The organism is Shimia sp. MIT910701 (assembly GCF_047126315.1).
Taxonomy (GTDB): domain Bacteria; phylum Pseudomonadota; class Alphaproteobacteria; order Rhodobacterales; family Rhodobacteraceae; genus Shimia.
The window spans coordinates 1790372-1806893 of the sequence record NZ_CP138953.1; the positions used below are offsets into that span (position 1 = coordinate 1790372).

Annotated in this window: 16 protein-coding genes; 8 read left to right on the forward strand and 8 right to left on the reverse strand. The window is 57.2% G+C overall.

Annotated elements, in window-relative coordinates; all coding sequences use genetic code 11:
- Positions 1-13: 13 nt before the first annotated feature.
- Both pyrC and SIB38_RS08520 read right to left on the reverse strand, forming a co-directional pair.
- Complete coding sequence (gene pyrC, locus SIB38_RS08515) at positions 14-1057, reverse strand: dihydroorotase (protein WP_412551796.1); 1044 nt, start codon at positions 1055-1057, stop codon at positions 14-16.
- A gap of 72 nt (positions 1058-1129) precedes the next feature.
- Positions 1130-2074, reverse strand: a complete 945-nt coding sequence (locus SIB38_RS08520; RefSeq protein ID WP_294117476.1) for a phosphoadenosine phosphosulfate reductase — start codon at positions 2072-2074, stop codon at positions 1130-1132.
- Between the two features lie 206 nt (positions 2075-2280).
- Between SIB38_RS08520 and SIB38_RS08525 the strand changes: the two genes are divergently transcribed.
- The 7 genes from SIB38_RS08525 to SIB38_RS08555 all read left to right on the forward strand — a co-directional run bounded on the left by SIB38_RS08525 (position 2281) and on the right by SIB38_RS08555 (position 10455).
- Positions 2281-3189 carry an AAA family ATPase gene (locus SIB38_RS08525; RefSeq protein WP_294117478.1) on the forward strand — a complete coding sequence of 303 codons (909 nt, stop codon included), beginning with the start codon at positions 2281-2283 and terminating at the stop codon, positions 3187-3189.
- 60 nt (positions 3190-3249) lie between these two features.
- The gene (locus tag SIB38_RS08530) at positions 3250-4506 is read left to right on the forward strand and encodes a vWA domain-containing protein (RefSeq protein ID WP_412551797.1); all 1257 of its coding nucleotides are present in this window, start codon (positions 3250-3252) and stop codon (positions 4504-4506) included.
- Positions 4507-4595: 89 nt separating this feature from the next.
- A complete protein-coding gene (locus SIB38_RS08535; protein WP_294117484.1) occupies positions 4596-5564 on the forward strand; it encodes an XdhC family protein in 969 nt (322 codons plus the stop codon).
- The gene (locus SIB38_RS08540) at positions 5561-6547 is read left to right on the forward strand and encodes a molybdopterin-binding protein (RefSeq protein ID WP_294117486.1); all 987 of its coding nucleotides are present in this window, start codon (positions 5561-5563) and stop codon (positions 6545-6547) included. Before SIB38_RS08535 ends, SIB38_RS08540 begins: the two co-directional genes overlap by 4 nt.
- A gap of 143 nt (positions 6548-6690) precedes the next feature.
- Positions 6691-7176 carry a (2Fe-2S)-binding protein gene (locus tag SIB38_RS08545; RefSeq protein ID WP_294117489.1) on the forward strand — a complete coding sequence of 162 codons (486 nt, stop codon included), beginning with the start codon at positions 6691-6693 and terminating at the stop codon, positions 7174-7176.
- A 100-nt stretch (positions 7177-7276) separates the two neighbouring features.
- Positions 7277-9640 carry a xanthine dehydrogenase family protein molybdopterin-binding subunit gene (locus tag SIB38_RS08550; RefSeq protein WP_294117491.1) on the forward strand — a complete coding sequence of 788 codons (2364 nt, stop codon included), beginning with the start codon at positions 7277-7279 and terminating at the stop codon, positions 9638-9640.
- A 14-nt stretch (positions 9641-9654) separates the two neighbouring features.
- The gene (locus SIB38_RS08555; protein WP_412551798.1) at positions 9655-10455 is read left to right on the forward strand and encodes an FAD binding domain-containing protein; all 801 of its coding nucleotides are present in this window, start codon (positions 9655-9657) and stop codon (positions 10453-10455) included.
- Positions 10456-10508: 53 nt separating this feature from the next.
- Here SIB38_RS08555 and SIB38_RS08560 read toward each other — a convergent pair whose 3' ends face one another.
- Positions 10509-11117: a hypothetical protein gene (locus tag SIB38_RS08560; RefSeq protein WP_412551799.1), complete on the reverse strand. Its 609-nt coding sequence runs from the start codon at positions 11115-11117 to the stop codon at positions 10509-10511.
- A 75-nt stretch (positions 11118-11192) separates the two neighbouring features.
- A complete protein-coding gene (gene infC / locus SIB38_RS08565) occupies positions 11193-11738 on the reverse strand; it encodes a translation initiation factor IF-3 (RefSeq protein WP_366011073.1) in 546 nt (181 codons plus the stop codon).
- Positions 11739-11933: 195 nt separating this feature from the next.
- Here infC and SIB38_RS08570 point away from each other — a divergent pair, with 195 nt between their 5' ends.
- The gene (locus SIB38_RS08570) at positions 11934-12623 is read left to right on the forward strand and encodes a hypothetical protein (protein WP_294117500.1); all 690 of its coding nucleotides are present in this window, start codon (positions 11934-11936) and stop codon (positions 12621-12623) included.
- Between the two features lie 68 nt (positions 12624-12691).
- Here the strand turns inward: SIB38_RS08570 and SIB38_RS08575 are convergent, their stop codons facing one another.
- The 4 genes from SIB38_RS08575 to SIB38_RS08590 form a co-directional block, all read right to left on the reverse strand.
- On the reverse strand, positions 12692-13540 hold the full coding sequence (locus tag SIB38_RS08575) for a ferredoxin--NADP reductase (RefSeq protein WP_412551800.1): 849 nt from the start codon (positions 13538-13540) through the stop codon (positions 12692-12694).
- A gap of 117 nt (positions 13541-13657) precedes the next feature.
- Positions 13658-14065 carry a DUF934 domain-containing protein gene (locus SIB38_RS08580; RefSeq protein ID WP_294117504.1) on the reverse strand — a complete coding sequence of 136 codons (408 nt, stop codon included), beginning with the start codon at positions 14063-14065 and terminating at the stop codon, positions 13658-13660.
- Positions 14062-14859 carry a phosphoadenylyl-sulfate reductase gene (locus SIB38_RS08585; RefSeq protein ID WP_294117507.1) on the reverse strand — a complete coding sequence of 266 codons (798 nt, stop codon included), beginning with the start codon at positions 14857-14859 and terminating at the stop codon, positions 14062-14064. The genes SIB38_RS08580 and SIB38_RS08585 overlap by 4 nt, the downstream gene beginning before the upstream one ends.
- Positions 14849-16516 (reverse strand): nitrite/sulfite reductase, encoded by a 1668-nt coding sequence (locus SIB38_RS08590; RefSeq protein WP_294117509.1) that lies wholly within the window; start codon positions 16514-16516, stop codon positions 14849-14851. The genes SIB38_RS08585 and SIB38_RS08590 overlap by 11 nt, the downstream gene beginning before the upstream one ends.
- Positions 16517-16522 lie beyond the last annotated feature (6 nt).

Here is a 16522-nt window from a genome sequence, read left to right on the forward strand (position 1 = left end):
GCAGCGGGATTTCTTAGTCAGCAACGGTCCAGAACACGTCATAGCCCGGATCAAACACGGTGACCGGCCCATTGGCGCTCTCGATTTTGTCAGGGAAGACAGTTGCTTGGTCATTCTTCACAAGCGTGATGGTCTCTTGGTTCACCGGTAGGCCATAGAAGTTTGGACCGTTGCGGCACGCAAAGCCTTCCAGCTTGTCGAGCGCACCATCTTCTTCAAACACATGCGCCAAAAGCGCCATGGTGTTGGTGGCGGTGAAACACCCGGCACAGCCGCAAGCACTTTCTTTGTCACCATCCAGGTGCGGCGCGCTGTCGGTTCCGAGGAAGAACCGCGCATCACCGGAAGTTGCTGCCGCGCGCAGTGCCAAACGGTGCTCTTCGCGCTTGGCCACAGGCAGGCAGTAGTAGTGCGGTTTGATCCCGCCCACGAGGATGTGGTTGCGGTTGATGATTAGGTGGTGCGTGGTGATTGTTGCGCCCAGATCGGTCGCATGGTCCTGCACATACGCAACACCGTCTTTGGTTGTGATATGCTCCATAATCACGCGCAGACCCGGAGCCGCCTTGCGGATTGGATCGAGCACCTGGTCGATGAACACCGCCTCGCGGTCAAAAATATCGACGTCATGATGGGTGACTTCCCCATGCACACAGAGCGGCAGGCCAATCTCGGACATTTTTTCCAGCGAGGCGCGCACGTTTTTGAAATCTGACACGCCGCTGGCGGAGTTGGTGGTCGCGCCGGCAGGGTAGAGTTTGACCGCTTTGATCAGACCGGTTGCATGTGCTGCCGCAATATCTTCTGGGTCGCTGTCCTCGGTCAGGTACAGCGTCATCAGCGGCTCAAAGCTCATGCCATCTGGCAGAGCATCCATAATGCGGTCTTTGTAGGCTGCGGCCTGCGCACCGGTCACAACCGGCGGTACCAGATTGGGCATAATGATCGCACGGGCAAAGTGGCGTGCGGTTTCTGGCAGAACAGCTTGCAGCATAGCGCCATCGCGCAGATGCAGATGCCAGTCATCGGGGCGGGCAATTGTCAGATTTTGGGTCATAGGCGCGGCTTACACAAAGCCGCGTCCAGTGGCTAGTCTTTGTGCGCAAAACTTAGCAGTTTTGCGCCGGTTTTAGCTCGCCAACCTGCCTTGATCGGCATCCTGTACCAACGCGTTCAAGTGGCGCAGGTATCGCGGCTCTTTCAAGCGCCGCGCGACGTTTGCGCAGAGCAAGGCGGTGACAAACGGACGTTTCTTTTGTGACACCTTTCGCAATAGGCGGTTCAGATACGGCACATGGGCTCGCCGCGCTCGGTAAAGTTTGTAAAAGGCTGCCCGGCTCAAGGTTCCAGCCCCCGCTTTCACCAACACCCGGTACAAAATTTGCATCTCCAACAGGTCTTCCTCTGGAACGGCGCCCAAATGTGGCGTTGGTAGCAACACCGTATTTTCACGTGCAAAAAGAGCGGCATGAACGGCGTCCATGGCTTGGGTGGGGTCGTAAATCACAAAACAGCGGTCCGACGCGGCTGCCATATCAGGTGCGAAGCCATACTGCCCGTCAAAAGCAATCTTGCGTGCGCGTGGAAAGCGTTTGTCCCATCCTGCAAGCCGGGGTGACAGCGTGGCTTGCGGGCGGACAGCAACCACTTGCGCATCCGACGCGACAATCGAAAATGCCGCCGCCGCATAGCCACAAGACCCTGCGCCGTAAAACACCACTTCGTCAAACTCATCAAAGAAGCCGTCATCTGACAGGCGATCAAAATAGGCAATCACCTCCGGATCGCGGAACCATGTGTCGCCGTCACTCAGGATGCATAGATGAGACCAGCCCAACTCGCGCACCAATTCCCACCCCAATGGATGGCCTGTGTCGTCGCGTTTCTGAATGCTATCAATGGTTTCAAAGGTGACCAGCAGCACGGGTTTGTCTTCCACCAGGGTCGCCCAGTGGCGTTTTCCAAGGGGCAGAAAATGCCCGTTGGCGTCTGCAACTTGCTCCAATTGCGTCAGCCATTGATCCCGTGACAATCCAAGCATCGGCGTATCAAAGCCGTTTGCGGTGTCCTGCATATCGATGTTTTTCCTTACGCCCCTGGCCGTTTTGGCCTGATGAGTAGGCCTTGTTTTGCGGCCTTTGGAGACACCCTATAGCCCATTTGCGGCGAAAATTGGGAGCGCATTGCGATTTTCTACAACTTTTGTCGTGGGGGGCGGTGCTTGACGCGGCTGGGTCCGCGATGCAGCGTGAGCGAAGCAGATTCAGCCAAAGGCCCCCCATGCAGGACATTCAAAGCATCGACCACATCCAAAGACTTTTGGCTGCAGAAGGCTATGTGTGTGGTCGGCCTCTGGCGACCGTTGTTTTTCTGGCGCTGCGGCTTGGGCGTCCGATCTTTCTGGAAGGGGAGGCCGGGGTCGGCAAAACCGAGATTGCAAAAGCGCTTTCGGCGGCTTTACGGCGCAGCCTGATCCGTTTGCAATGTTACGAAGGTCTGGATGCTTCCAGCGCGGTCTATGAATGGAATTTTGCCGCCCAAATGGTGGCCATCCGCACGGCTGAGGCCAGTGGTGGCGCAGATCGGGGTGCACTTCAGGAAGAACTTTTTGGGCCGGACTACCTTGTTGAGCGCCCCCTATTGAAAGCCATGCGTCCTGATCCCGCAGGAGCTCCGGTGCTTTTGATTGACGAATTAGACCGTACAGATGAGCCTTTTGAAGCGTTCTTGCTTGAGGCACTTAGCGATTTTCAGGTGACCATCCCGGAAATCGGGACCATCAAAGCGCCTCATCCGCCGATCGTGATTGTGACGTCTAACCGGACCCGTGAAGTGCACGATGCGCTCAAGCGCAGGTGCCTCTATCATTGGGTCGATTACCCGGATTTTGATCGCGAAATGGCTATCCTGCAGGCGCGTGCACCGGAAGCCGCTGAAAGTTTGAGCCGCGAAGTGGTGGCGTTCGTGCAACGATTGCGTACCGAAGATCTCTTCAAAAAACCCGGCGTGGCGGAAACAATTGATTGGGCCAAGTGTCTGTTGGCCTTGGATGTTTTGACGCTCAGCCCGGAGGTGATCGCCGACACGCTGGGGGCGGTGCTCAAGTATCAAGACGACATTGCAAAGCTGCAAGGCTCAGAAGTCAAACGCCTGCTGGACGAGGCCCGCGCCTCTTTGGAACCTGTCTGATGCTTCATTTGTCCTCAAATATCCAGGGGGGTATGGGGGGCTGCCCCCCCGTTTTGGTCGATGGCTGAGTACCTGCCGCTTGAAATCCCGGACGACCCAAAACTGACGCAAAACATCACTTGGTTTGCCCGGGCTTTGCGCAAGGCCGGTTTGCCAATCGGTCCAGGACGAGTGATCGACGCCATCCGGGCGGTTGAGGCGTCCGGGTTCACCAGCAAGCAGGACTTCTATTGGGCCTTACACGCTTGTTTTGTCTCACGACCTGAGCATCGCACTGTTTTTTCACAAGTTTTCCGGCTCTATTGGCGCGATCCACGGTATCTGGAACACATGATGTCGATGATGCTGCCTGCCGTGCGAGGTGTGCAGGAAGAGCGCGCGGGGCAAGCAGGAGAGAAACGTGCTGCAGAAGCCTTGCTCGATGGGGCAAACCAAGACCTTCCTGAGGGTGTGGATCAGGAAGAGGCAGGCACTGAAATTGAGATAGATGCGTCTTTGACCATGTCGGCTGAGGAGAAACTGCGCACCTTGGACTTTGAGCAAATGAGCACGGAGGAAATTGCGCAAGCCAAACGAATGCTGTCCCGTCTGACTTTGCCGGTAAAACCGATTGCCTCCCGGCGCACGAAGTCTGATCCCCGAGGGGCCAAAATTGATTGGCGGAACACCATGCGGCAATACATGCGCCAAGGTGGGGATCTGTCTGGGTTGGCCTGCAAAAGCCAGCGCATCCGGTGGCCAAATCTGGTGGTGATTTGCGACATTTCCGGCTCCATGAGCCAATACAGCCGCATGGTACTGCATTTTCTGCATGCGGTTGCCAACCAAAAAGGCGCGGGCTGGGCACGTGTGTATGGCTTCACGTTTGGTACGCGGCTCACCAACATCACCCGCCACTTGGCCACCCGTGATGTGGATGCGGCTTTGGCCTCTGCCGGCGCGGAAGCGCAAGATTGGGAGGGCGGCACGCGGATTGGTGAATGCTTGCACGCGTTTAATCGGGACTGGTCGCGTCGGGTGATGGGGCAGGGGGCGGTTGTGTTGTTGATCACCGACGGTCTGGACCGAGGGGCGCCTGAAGAGTTGACCAAAGAAATGCAACGTCTGCACTTATCCGCGCGTCGGTTGATCTGGTTGAACCCGCTTCTCCGCTGGGAGGGGTTCGCTGCCAAGGCACAAGGTATTCGCGCGATGCTGCCGCATGTCGACAGTTTTCGTGCGGGGCATTCCATTGCCTCGATTGAGGCGCTGGCGGAAGCGCTCTCTCGCCCCGACGACATCGGCGAGAAGGCGAGACTTTTGCAGGGACTTCAATAAGATGCGGCGGGCGGAAATGGTGTTTGTCGAACAGTCTCTCTTGCTGTTTGACCTGTCCACGCCCATGTTTTGCGCTGAGGGAGGATAACATGAGCCAGATTCTAAAAGGCGCGCCGGAATTGGCGTTGGAGTGGCATCGCGCTGGGCGCGGAGCTGCGCTGGCAACGGTTGTGCAAACCTGGGGATCCGCGCCGCGCCGTGTTGGGTCGCAAATGGTGGTTTCAGGTGATGGACAGATTGAAGGCTCGGTTTCGGGCGGCTGCGTCGAAGGGGCGGTCATGGTGGAAGCCATGGACGCGATCGACAGCGGCAAAGGCACTTTGCTTGAATTTGGCGTAAGCGACGGCGACGCTTTTGCCGTGGGTTTGGCCTGCGGTGGCACGATCAAGGTCCTGCTTGAACCTGTCGGATCGGTAATCTCAGAAGAGGTGCTTTCTGGATTGGTCGCCGCAAGGGCAGACCGAAAGGCAGTGGCCTATGTAGCGAATGCCGAAAAAGGGGGCGGTATCCTGATCCGGGAAGGGTTCGAAGGCCGCTTCCGTATGGACCAATCCGGCGTAGAAGAAGACGGTCGATTTGTGGCTATTCACAATCCGCCGCTGCGCTTGGTTGTTGTTGGGGCCGTTCACATCGCGCAGGCTTTGGTCCCGATGGCGCGGATTGCGGGATTTGATCCCATTATTGTCGATCCCAGATCGGCCTTCGGCTCAGAAGCGCGTTTTCCGGGGGAAACCATTTTGGATGAATGGCCGGACGAAGCGATTCAGAAAATTGGTCTGGATGCACGAACAGCATTGGTTTTGTTGACACATGACCCCAAACTCGACGATCCCGCGCTACACATCGCATTGAAATCAGACGCGTTTTATGTCGGAGCGCTGGGCAGCACACGCACGCATGCCAAACGGGTGGAGCGTTTGACGGAGGCTGGCTTTTCCAAAGAAGTCATTGCGCGCGTACACGGCCCAATTGGTCTGGATATCGGGGCGGCGAGCCCGTCGGAAATTGGCGTTTCCATTCTCAGCGAGATCCTATCACTGTTGAGGAAGGGCGCATGAAGTTTGGTGCGGTTCCTGTTGCGGATGCGCTGGGCGCTGTCTTGGCGCACTCTCTGGTGGCTGAGAAACGTATCCCCAAAGGCACCGTCCTTGGGCAAGATCACTTGGCCGCTCTCAAGGATGCAGGGTTTCAAGAAGTAACGGTTGCCCGTCTAGAAGACGCAGACGTCGATGAAGACAACGCGGCCTCAAAACTGGCGCAGGCGATTCTAGCTGGCATCGAAGGAATTCGCGCCACTGGCGCCGGGGCCGGGCGGGTGAATCTCTACGCTGAGCATTGCGGGGTGATGCGGATCAATTCCGCGATTGTGCACAAGATCAATGCGATTGATCCAATGATCACGGTTGCCACGGTGCCGGATTTTCATCGTGTCGACGCAGATGGCATGATTGCGACCATCAAAATCATTTCATATGCCGTGCCGGCCGCTGCGCTTGGAGCGGCAACGTCTGTTGCGAAAGGCGCCGTCTCGTTGTTGCGGCCAGCTTTTTCATCGGCGACGTTGATTGAGACGACTATAGGAGACATCCCTTCCGACAAAGGCCGTCGCGCCATGGCAGGCCGTGTGGATCGCATGGGGATGCACCTAAGTGAGCGGGTTCTGGTCCCACACCAGGAAGTCCCTCTTGCGCAGGCAATTGCGGCAGCACCCGGAGATGTTATTTTTGTGCTGACGGCCTCGGCAACATCGGATGTGATGGATGTGGCTCCAGAGGCACTGCGGAGTTCTGGCGGGACAGTGGAGCGCTTTGGTATGCCGGTAGATCCGGGTAACCTGCTGTTCCTAGGGAGGTTTGGCGAGAAGCCGGTGATCGGATTGCCAGGTTGCGCACGCTCGCCTGCATTAAATGGCGCAGATTGGGTTCTGGAGCGCGTGATCTGCGGGTTGGATGTGTCCCACGATGACATCGCCGCCATGGGCGTTGGTGGTTTACTGAAAGAAATCCCGATCCGCCCGATGCCCCGTGAGAAGGGCATCTAGGAAGGCTGAGGTTTTGTGCTGCATGTGCAGCTACGACCAATGTCTACGCCCCCTCTAGGAATTGTCACAAAAACCGTCTTCTCAAGTTGCGTGGCTGCTGCTTTACTCTTGCCTAATGACAATAGCCAAATCGGGAGGAGCCAATGTCACAGGTCACCATGACCGTGAATGGCAAAGAAATGTCCGGAGACGCCGAAGGACGCACTTTGCTCAGTCAATTTCTTCGAGAAACCCTGGGATTAACTGGAACTCATGTCGGCTGCGACACAAGCCAATGCGGAGCCTGTGTGGTTCACGTAGACGGTGTTGCCGTGAAATCGTGCACGATGTTGGCAATGGAAGCTGAAGGTGCATCAGTTGACACAATTGAAGGCCAAGCGGCACAGGATGGAACTTTGAACGCGTTGCAACAGGCGTTTCAGGATCATCACGGTTTGCAATGCGGTTTCTGCACGCCTGGCATGATTATGTCTGCCGCGGATCTATTAAAAAGCAACCCAAATCCCACCGAAGCTGAAGTGCGCCATCATCTGGAAGGCAATATTTGCCGCTGCACAGGCTACCACAACATCGTCAAGGCGATCATGGCAGCTAGTGGTCAGGATGTGAGCAGCATCGCAGCCGAGTGAGTCGTTTTGACCGCGTTTGAGGAGGCGCGGGCATAACTGGTTTTGATTTCAAGCCGGTCGCGTGTGGCTTCAGCCCGCTCCGGTTTTAGGGAGGAAAGACATGCCTAAGGATAGTGGCATCGGCGCCAGCCCAAAGCGGCGTGAAGACGTTCGGTTTCTGAGCGGAACCGGCAATTACACTGACGACATTCAAGTTACTGGTCAGGCCTACGTGCATTTTCTGCGCTCTGACGTTGCCCATGCAAAAATCAATGGCCTAAACTTGGATGCGGCCTCGGCCATGCCGGGTGTCGTCAAGATTTTCACGGGCGCAGATTTCGAAGGCGTCGGCGGCATCCCGTGTGGTTGGCAAGTGACGGATCGTCATGGTGAGCCGATGCAGGAACCGGCGCACCCAGTTCTGGCGCAAGGCAAAGTGCGTTACGTCGGCGATCAGATTGCGGCCGTGGTTGCGGAAACTCTGGAGCAGGCCCGCGACGCAGCCGAGGCCATTGAGGTGGACCTTGAAGAACTGCCTGCTGTTGTGGATATGAAGGCAGCACTGGCCGAGGGCGCCACAAAGGTGCACGACGATCTGACCAGCAACCTCTGCTATGACTGGGGATTTGTTGAAGAAAACAAGCCAGCGGTTGATGCCGCGTTTGAAGCCGCAGCCCATGTCACTACGCTTGAGCTGCGTAACAACCGATTGGTCGCGAACCCAATGGAGCCTCGTGTGGCGATTGGCGACTTCAACCGTGCGACAGGTGAAAGTACGCTCTATACGACCAGCCAAAACCCACATGTGATCCGTCTTCTGATGGGCGCGTTTGTTCTCGGCATTCCAGAGCACAAACTCCGCGTTGTAGCACCGGATGTTGGTGGCGGTTTTGGTACCAAAATCTTCCACTACGCCGAAGAAGCCTTCTGCACCTTCGCGGCCAAAGCGCTGAACCGGCCGGTTAAGTGGACATCTACACGTTCGGAAGCTTTCATTTCTGATGCACATGGCCGTGATCATGTGACCAAAATTGAGTTGGCGCTGGACGCGGACAACAACTTCACCGCTTTGCGCACGGACACCTATGCGAATATGGGCGCCTATCTGTCGACCTTTGCACCTTCAGTTCCAACTTGGCTGCATGGCACGCTTATGGCGGGTAACTACAAGACGCCGCTGATTTATGTGAACGTGAAGGCGGTCTTTACCAACACTGTGCCGGTGGATGCGTACCGCGGCGCGGGACGCCCAGAAGCGACGTATCAGCTTGAACGCGTGATCGACAAAGCCGCGCGTGAGTTGGGTGTCGACCCAATTGCCCTGCGTCGCCAGAACTTCATCACGGAGTTTCCTTATGCCACGCCTGTGGCGGTTGAGTATGACACCGGTGACTATCACGGTACTATGGATGCGCTTGAAAAAATGGCGGATCTGTCCGGTTTTGAAGCACGCCGCAAGGAAAGCGAAGCGCGTGGTAAGCTGCGTGGCTTTGGTGTGAACTGCTACATCGAAGCTTGTGGCATCGCACCGTCCAACCTCGTGGGTCAACTTGGTGCGCGGGCCGGTCTCTATGAGAGCGCCACGGTGCGGGTTAACGCAACCGGTGGTATTGTGGTTATGACGGGCTCACACAGCCACGGTCAGGGCCATGAGACTTCCTTCCCACAAGTGATCGCGGAAATGATCGGCATCGATGAAAGCATGGTCGAAATCGAACATGGCGACACTGCGAATACGCCAATGGGCATGGGAACGTATGGCTCCCGCTCGATTGCCGTTGGTGGCTCAGCCATGGTGCGTGCAACAGAGAAAATCATCGCCAAGGCGAAGAAGATCGCAGCGCATTTGATGGAAGCTGCAGAGGCTGACATCGAACTCAAGGATGGTGCGTTCAGTGTAGCAGGGACCGACAAATCCGTGGCCTGGGGCGACGTGACCCTCGCTGCCTACGTTCCGCACAACTACCCTCTGGAAGACATCGAGCCTGGGCTGGAAGAAACCGCCTTCTATGATCCTGCGAACTTCACCTATCCTTCTGGCGCTTACGCCTGTGAGGTGGAGGTGGACCCTGACACCGGCAAGGTCACAATCGAGGCCTTTAATGCCGCAGATGATTTCGGAAACATCATCAACCCGATGATTGTAGACGGTCAGGTGCATGGCGGTATTGGTCAAGGCATTGGCCAAGCGTTGCTTGAAAACGCGGCTTATGACGAGAACGGCCAGTTGCTGAGCGCGTCCTACATGGACTACGCTATGCCACGCGCCAGCGATGTGCCTTTCTATGGCGTCGATCACTCGAGCCAAACACCCTGTACCCACAACCCGCTTGGGGTGAAGGGCTGCGGAGAAGCTGGCGCCATTGGGTCTCCACCTGCGGTCGTGAACGCGGTTGTTGACGCATTGCGCTCTGGCGGGCACGACATTCACCATATCGATATGCCAGTGTCGCCGTCGCGCGTCTGGCAGGCGATGAATGGATAACTGGAGGAAATAAAATGTATAATTTCGACTTCGAAAAACCCTCCACAATTGCGGATGCGGTGTCCGCGCTGGGCACAGAAGACGCTCAGGCGCTGGGTGGGGGGCAGACGTTGCTCCCGACAATGAAGCAGCGTTTGGCGAGTCCGTCCAAACTTGTGAGCCTAAAAGGCATTGCGGAGATGCAAGGCATCTGCACTGGCGATGATGGCGCATTGTGCATTGGCGGCGCCACAACGCATGCGGATGTCGCCGCTGGAGCAGGGGCCTACGCTGGGCTGGCTGGTCTTGCCGCGGGTATCGGTGACCCTGCAGTGCGTGCTCGCGGTACCATTGGCGGCTCCTTGGCCAACAATGATCCGGCGGCGTGCTATCCGGCAGGCGCTTTGGCCTCGGGAGCAACCATCGTCACCAATGCACGTGAGATTGCAGCGGACGACTACTTCCAAGGCATGTTCACAACGGCCCTGGATGAAGGCGAGATCATCACCGAAGTGCGCTTCCCTGTGCCAGAAGCATCTAATTATCAAAAGTTTGAGCAGCCTGCTTCACGCTTTGCGCTGGTTGGCGTGTTTGTCGCCAAATTCGCAGATGGTGTTCGGGTCGCGGTCACAGGTGCGTCTGAGGACGGCGTATTCCGCTGGTCGGAAGCCGAGGCGGCTTTGTCGTGTAACTTCTCGGCGGATGCGATTGTCGATATGGCACCAGGTGCGGATGGCATGATCTCCGATCTGCATGGCACTGCAGCCTATCGCGCACATCTGGTGGGTGTTCTGACGCGCCGAGCGGTGGCTGCGGCGCTAAGCCTTCCCACCTAAAAGAAAAAAGCCCCGGCTGTTTGGTCGGGGCTTTCGCGTTTTCAGCTGTGTGATCAGGAAGAAGGCAGATTATTCGGGTCAAAAGCACACCATTCGCCTGCTTTCTGAAGCGCAAGTGCAAAGCCTTCAGGTGAAAACCGCCCCAACAGCATTTCTTCGTTTTGAGCGCTCCGGTCCAACAGGATATCGACGGATTGTTTGGCGTTACTGACGCTGCTGATTAGGTCCGGTAGCATGCCCCCCGTCATATACATGCCATAGCCGCCGATATCGTCACCGGTGAACATTTCGTCGCCTAGCCAGCTCGTTTCCTCGTCAAAAGCAATCGCCGGGTAGTCTTCTTCTCCCCATGGTGCTCCGATTTCGCCAGGCCATGGAAGATAGTCGTAGCCAAAACTCGCGTTGTAGCCGTTTTGATAGAACGTCAACACCAGAGCACCAGAGGTGTGGCGTGCGGCGCGGGTGGAAAAGACGTGGCAGGCGTGGCCTACTTTGGCTGCGCCCCAATCGCCGCTTTCAAAAGTCGCGGCTTGTGCTGTGCCTGCAAGAGCCAGGCTTGCTGCAAAAATGGCAGGTGTGAGTTTCATGAAATGTCCTGTTTTGGTGAGGTTTAAAACGTTGTGCGCGACACAATTGGCGCGAGTTATGAAGAATTGGTTCACTTTTTAGGTGTGATTTCGCAAAAAGAAACCCCGCGCAAGGCGCGGGGTTTCTCACAAAATCGTCAGAATTTGAGATTACTTGGACAGCGGGCCGATCATCATGATCATTTGGCGACCTTCCATCTTCGGCATGTTTTCAACTTTGCCGATCTCTTTCACGTCTTCTGCGACGCGTTCCAGCAACTCGCGACCGAGGTTCTGGTGGGCCATTTCACGGCCCCGGAAACGCAGAGTGACTTTGACTTTGTCGCCGTTTTCGAGGAATTTGAAAACGTTGCGCATTTTCACGCCATAGTCATGGGTATCCGTGTTGGGACGGAACTTGACCTCTTTGACCTCGATGGTCTTCTGCTTTTTCCGGGCTTCGGATTCACGCTTCTGCTGTTCATATTTGAACTTACCGAAGTCCATGATCTTGCAAACCGGCGGGTTTGCGTTGGGAGAAATCTCCACGAGATCCAAACCAGCTTCGTCAGCCATGGCCATGGCTTTGGCCGGGTGCACGACACCGACGTTTTCGCCGTCTGCGCCAATCAAGCGGATTTCGGGCGCGCGGATGCGTCCGTTGACTCGAGGTCCAGTGTCACGCTGAGGCGGTGCGTTATGAGGTCTGCGGGCTATGGTTTTCTTCCTTCAATGGTGAATGCCTTTGGGCGCCTAATTTATTCGGCCTTTTCGGGCGATACAACCGCCGAATCCATGACGATGACGCAAATCCAGCGGGTTTCCCCCTTGAGAGAGGGCGTTGCGCGGCGGAAATTGAGGGAGCGAAGGGCCCGAACTGTTCGGGTGGGAGAGTTAGAGTTGGAGAATTCCATGAAGAATCTTATTTTTGTTGTGATTGCCGGGGCCGTTGCTGTGGTGGCTTATTTTGTTTTGGGGCAGGGCAAAGACGATTCCGTGACCGAGGCGCCTGTGGTTGAGACTTCACCGGCTGTTGAAGCGGTTGAAGAGGTGCAGCAGGCCGCGGAAGAGGCTGTTGACGAGGCCGCGGCTGGTGTGGCGGCGGCCACTGACGCGGCACAGGAGGCCGCAGATGAGGCGGTGCAGGCTGTGACCGAGCAGGTTGAAGCGGTGCAGGACGCAGCTGAGGAAGCGGCCGACGCTGCAGAGACAGCCGTAACAGAGGCGGTTGAAGGTGCCGCAGATGCGGCAGCTGACGCCACTGCGGCAGCTACTGACGCGGCGGAAGACGCTGCTGCAGCGGCAACAGACGTCGCCAGCGAAGCAACAGATGCAACAACTGAAGCGGTCTCAGAGGCTGCTGAATCTGCCACCGACGTCGCGGCCCAAGCTGGCGACGCGGCAGCGACCGGTGTTGCGGATCTGGCGAGCGTCTTTACGGCTGACGGCTTTGATATGGCCAAAGTTTCTGAGGTGATTGACGGCTCCTCTTTGGGAGCGCTGCAGAAAGCCTCTCTGAAAACGGCCATTGAGAGTGCAGTGAACAACCCGGAGATGCTGACGCAAGCGCTGGACACGGCAAAGCAGGCGCTTGGTTTGTAAAAACGGATTTAAAAACGAAAAACGCCCCGACCAATGTCGGGGCGTTTTTGTGTCCGATGGCAAAGCCCTTAGTCGAGGAAGGCCTTCTCAACCACGTATTGGGCTGGTTTGGAGTTGGCGCCTTCTTCGAGACCGGCCTCCTCCAGCATTTCCTTCAATTCCAGGTTGAACGCCAGGTTGCCACAGATCATGGCGCGGTCGCTTTCTGGGTTGAGCGGCTCAACATCCAGATCAGCATAGGCTTCACCAGACCGGATCAGATCGGTGATGCGTCCCATCTTGGCGCTCTCTTCACGGGTGGTGGTCGGGTAGTATTTGATCTTCTTCCAGAAGTCTTCGCCGATCACTTCATTGAGCAACTCGTCGTCCTTGAGGGCTTCAATCAGGTCACGGCCATAGGTCAACTCACCCGCTTCGCGGCAGGTGTGCGTGATGATGACTTCGTCGTAATCCTGATAGGTTTGCGGCTCACGCAGCAGGGAGGCAAACGGGGCAAAGCCAGTGCCTGTGGCAAAGAACCAAATCCGTTTGCCGGGGATCAGGGCGTCATGCACCAGGGTGCCAACAGGCTTTGGACGCAGGATGACTTCATCACCTGGTTGGATGTGCTGCAACTTGGAGGTCAGCGGGCCGTCTTGCACCTTGATGGAATAGAACTCCATCTCTTCATCCCAGCTTGGCGAGGCAATGGAATAAGCGCGCAGGAGAGGCTTTTGTTTGCCTGTTTTGGGGTCCGGGTCGCCCATCAGTCCAATCATCACAAACTCACCAGAGCGGAACCGCAGGGAGGCGGGACGGGTGCATTTGAAGGAAAACAGACGGTCGGTGTAGTGCTTCACCTCGGTGACGGTTTGAGCGTCAGGCAGGGCGGGCACTTTCTGGGCGGTGGATTCGGTCACGGGTTTTTGCTCGGTCATATCAACTATTGGGCGGGACTGCCCGCTCCTCATGTAACATTTCTGGTGAGGTTTTGAAGGGATAGCAGCGATGCGGCTTTGACATAACGCAAGCTCGCATTGCTTTTTTGCGATGTGTTAGCCGCGCATGCGGGCTTGGTAGTTGTTGGCTTGCCAGTTGGCGCGGAATTGCCATTCGCCTTCTGGCTGGCGCTCGGCGAGATCGTCGGAGATCTCCACCTCGTCAAAGCCACAGCGGCGGGCCATGGCGTATTGGTCGGAAATCACGTGGCCTTTGGCGCGCAGGCGGCCTTTGTACCCTGCCAGGCGCAGTTGACGGGCAATGGTGAAACCACGGCCATCTGCAAAGCTGGGGAAATCCACACGGATCATCTCTGCGCCGGTGATTTGCTTGATCACGTCCGCTGGGTCCGCGCTTGACGGCACATCGAGCGCCGCCACGTCATTGGCCGCTTCGTCCAACGATACAAAGCCCAGCGTCCAGTCGTCAGAGCCAAAGCCAGTGTCTGTTACAATCACAGTCATATTTTTTCTCCTGTCCGCACCATTTTGCCGTCAACAAAATGGATGCCACATTCGTCTTTGTCCTGGCCGCGCCAGCGCCCGGAGCGCGGGTCTTCGCCTTCTGCTACTGGGGAGGTGCAGGGGGCGCAGCCAATTGAGGGGTAGCCTTGCGCGACCAACGGGTGGCGCGGCAGGCGGTTTTCTTCCATGTAGGCGCGCACGTCTTCCGGCGCCCAATGGGCCAATGGGTTGACCTTGATGCGGCCGGTAAAGTCCTCGACCTCAAAGAAATCCAAAGCGGCTCGGGTGCCGGATTGGAACCGCTTGCGGCCGGTGATCCAGCCGTCATAGCCGCGCAGCGCCTTTTGCAAGGGGCGCGTTTTGCGCAGGGAACAGCAGGCGTCAGTGTCAAACTGGTGCAAGGTGCCGTCCGGGTCTTCTGCCGCCAAGGTGGCGTCGCTGGCGCGGATGATCTGGATGTTGTCCAGATGCAGGCGTTCGGCCACTTCTTGTTGATACACAAGGGTTTCTGTGAACAGCATTTCCGTGTCGACAAAGATCACAGGAATGCTGCGGTCTACCACAGCGGCCATATGCAAGAGCACCACGGACTCCGCGCCAAAGGAAGAGACCAGAGCCAGTTTTCCGGCTTGGGGGTCCTTTAGAGCAGCCTCCATGACGGACGTTGCGGAGTGGTGGCGATAGCGCGCGTTGAGCACGTCCACCTTGGCTTGCAACGGGTCCTTCCGCTCTGACGCGGGCGAAATCGCCGACGTCAGAGGGGAGGTCAACGGGGTTATGCCATTATGCTGCATTGGCCTGTGTCTCTGGATAGAGGTGCGCCTTGAAGGGCGCGAGGCCAAGGCGGCGGTAGGCTTGCAGGAAGGTTTCTTCCGGACCTTCGCGCAGCTCCAGATAGCCTTTCACCAGGCGTTCGATGGCGGGCACAATCTCGTCATAGGCAAACCCCGGACCAGCGCGCTGACCAATTTCTGCGTCCCAGGTGGCGTCACCGCCAAGCGTGATCTGGTAGTTCTCCACGCCAGCGCGGTCGAGACCAAGGATACCGATGTGGCCCACGTGGTGGTGCCCGCACGCGTTGATGCAGCCTGAAATCTTGATCTGCAGGTGGCCGATGTCGTGTTCGAGTTTCAGCTCGTCAAAGCGGGTCGCGATCTGTTGCGCCACGGGAATGGAGCGGGCCGTCGCCAGGGCGCAGTAGTCCATGCCCGGGCAGGCGATGATGTCGCTCACGAGGCCGATGTTGGCGGTGTGCAGGTCTGCTTCGCGCAGCGCGGCATAGACCGCGGGCAAGTCAGATTTGTGCACATGTGGCAGGATCACGTTTTGCTCGTGGCTGATGCGCAGCTCGTCGTGGCCGTATTGGCGCGCGATCTCGGCCAATGCCCGCATCTGATCTGCGGTGGCGTCGCCTGGGGTTTCGCCATGCTTTTTGATCGAAACGGTAACAATTGCATACCCCGGCGCGCGGTGCGTTGTCAGATTGGTATCGACCCAGCTGCGAAACAGGGGATTGGCATCATACGCGCTGTCGAATTCGACGGTGGGTGCGTTGCGGAATGCTGGAGGTGCAAAGTGGGCTTTGATGTCCTCAAACAGGTCTTGATCGACGCCAGAGAAGGTTGGACGCACAGTTGCGTAGCGCTCTTCTACTTTTGCGCGGAACTCTTCCAGACCGGTTTCATGCACGGTGATCTTAATCCGCGCCTTGTACTTGTTGTCACGGCGGCCGATCTGGTTCCAGACCGAGACGGTGCTTTCGATGTAAGGCAGCAAGTCTTCGCGCGGCAGGAAGTCATTGAGAACCTTGCCGATCATAGGTGTCCGGCCCAGGCCGCCACCTACGATGATCTGGTATCCGATCTCACCTTTGCCGTTTTGCACGATGCGCACGGCAAGGTCATGGGCTTTCAGGACCGCACGGTCTTGATCCCCTGCGCTCACCGCGATCTTGAACTTGCGGCCCATGAACTGGAATTCCGGGTGGTCAGTGGACCATTGGCGGATCAGTTCAGCCACGGGACGCGGATCTTCCAGCTCGTCCGCAGCGGCACCGGCGAAATGATCTGCGGTCACGTTGCGAATGGTGTTGCCGGAGGTCTGAATGGCGTGCATACCAACTTCGCCCAACGCGTCTAGCATATCCGGCACGTTGGTCAGTTTGGGCCAGTTGTACTGGATATTCTGGCGTGTGGTAAAATGGCCGTAGCCTTTGTCCCACTTCTCCGCCAGCAGCGCGAGCGTGTCCATTTGCGCGGAACTCAGCGTTCCGTATGGAATTGCCACGCGCAGCATGTAGGCGTGCAGTTGCAGGTACAGGCCGTTCATCAGGCGCAGTGGTTTGAACTCATCTTCGGTCAGATTGCCTGCAATGCGGCGTTCGACCTGTGCGCGGAACTGACGGTTGCGCTCTGCCAGGAAGGCTTTGTCAAAGTCGTTATAGTGATACATGGGTGG

Bases quoted from the DNA above. Each gene is read 5' to 3' on its own strand.
- pyrC (WP_412551796.1), bottom strand. From the start codon at position 1,057: ATGACCCAAAATCTGACAATTGCCCGCCCCGATGACTGGCATCTGCAT.
- SIB38_RS08520 (WP_294117476.1), bottom strand. From the start codon at position 2,074: ATGCAGGACACCGCAAACGGCTTTGATACGCCGATGCTTGGATTGTCA.
- SIB38_RS08525 (WP_294117478.1), top strand. From the start codon at position 2,281: ATGCAGGACATTCAAAGCATCGACCACATCCAAAGACTTTTGGCTGCA.
- SIB38_RS08530 (WP_412551797.1), top strand. From the start codon at position 3,250: ATGGCTGAGTACCTGCCGCTTGAAATCCCGGACGACCCAAAACTGACG.
- SIB38_RS08535 (WP_294117484.1), top strand. From the start codon at position 4,596: ATGAGCCAGATTCTAAAAGGCGCGCCGGAATTGGCGTTGGAGTGGCAT.
- SIB38_RS08540 (WP_294117486.1), top strand. From the start codon at position 5,561: ATGAAGTTTGGTGCGGTTCCTGTTGCGGATGCGCTGGGCGCTGTCTTG.
- SIB38_RS08545 (WP_294117489.1), top strand. From the start codon at position 6,691: ATGTCACAGGTCACCATGACCGTGAATGGCAAAGAAATGTCCGGAGAC.
- SIB38_RS08550 (WP_294117491.1), top strand. From the start codon at position 7,277: ATGCCTAAGGATAGTGGCATCGGCGCCAGCCCAAAGCGGCGTGAAGAC.
- SIB38_RS08555 (WP_412551798.1), top strand. From the start codon at position 9,655: ATGTATAATTTCGACTTCGAAAAACCCTCCACAATTGCGGATGCGGTG.
- SIB38_RS08570 (WP_294117500.1), top strand. From the start codon at position 11,934: ATGAAGAATCTTATTTTTGTTGTGATTGCCGGGGCCGTTGCTGTGGTG.
- SIB38_RS08575 (WP_412551800.1), bottom strand. From the start codon at position 13,540: ATGACCGAGCAAAAACCCGTGACCGAATCCACCGCCCAGAAAGTGCCC.
- SIB38_RS08580 (WP_294117504.1), bottom strand. From the start codon at position 14,065: ATGACTGTGATTGTAACAGACACTGGCTTTGGCTCTGACGACTGGACG.
- SIB38_RS08585 (WP_294117507.1), bottom strand. From the start codon at position 14,859: ATGCAGCATAATGGCATAACCCCGTTGACCTCCCCTCTGACGTCGGCG.
- SIB38_RS08590 (WP_294117509.1), bottom strand. From the start codon at position 16,516: ATGTATCACTATAACGACTTTGACAAAGCCTTCCTGGCAGAGCGCAAC.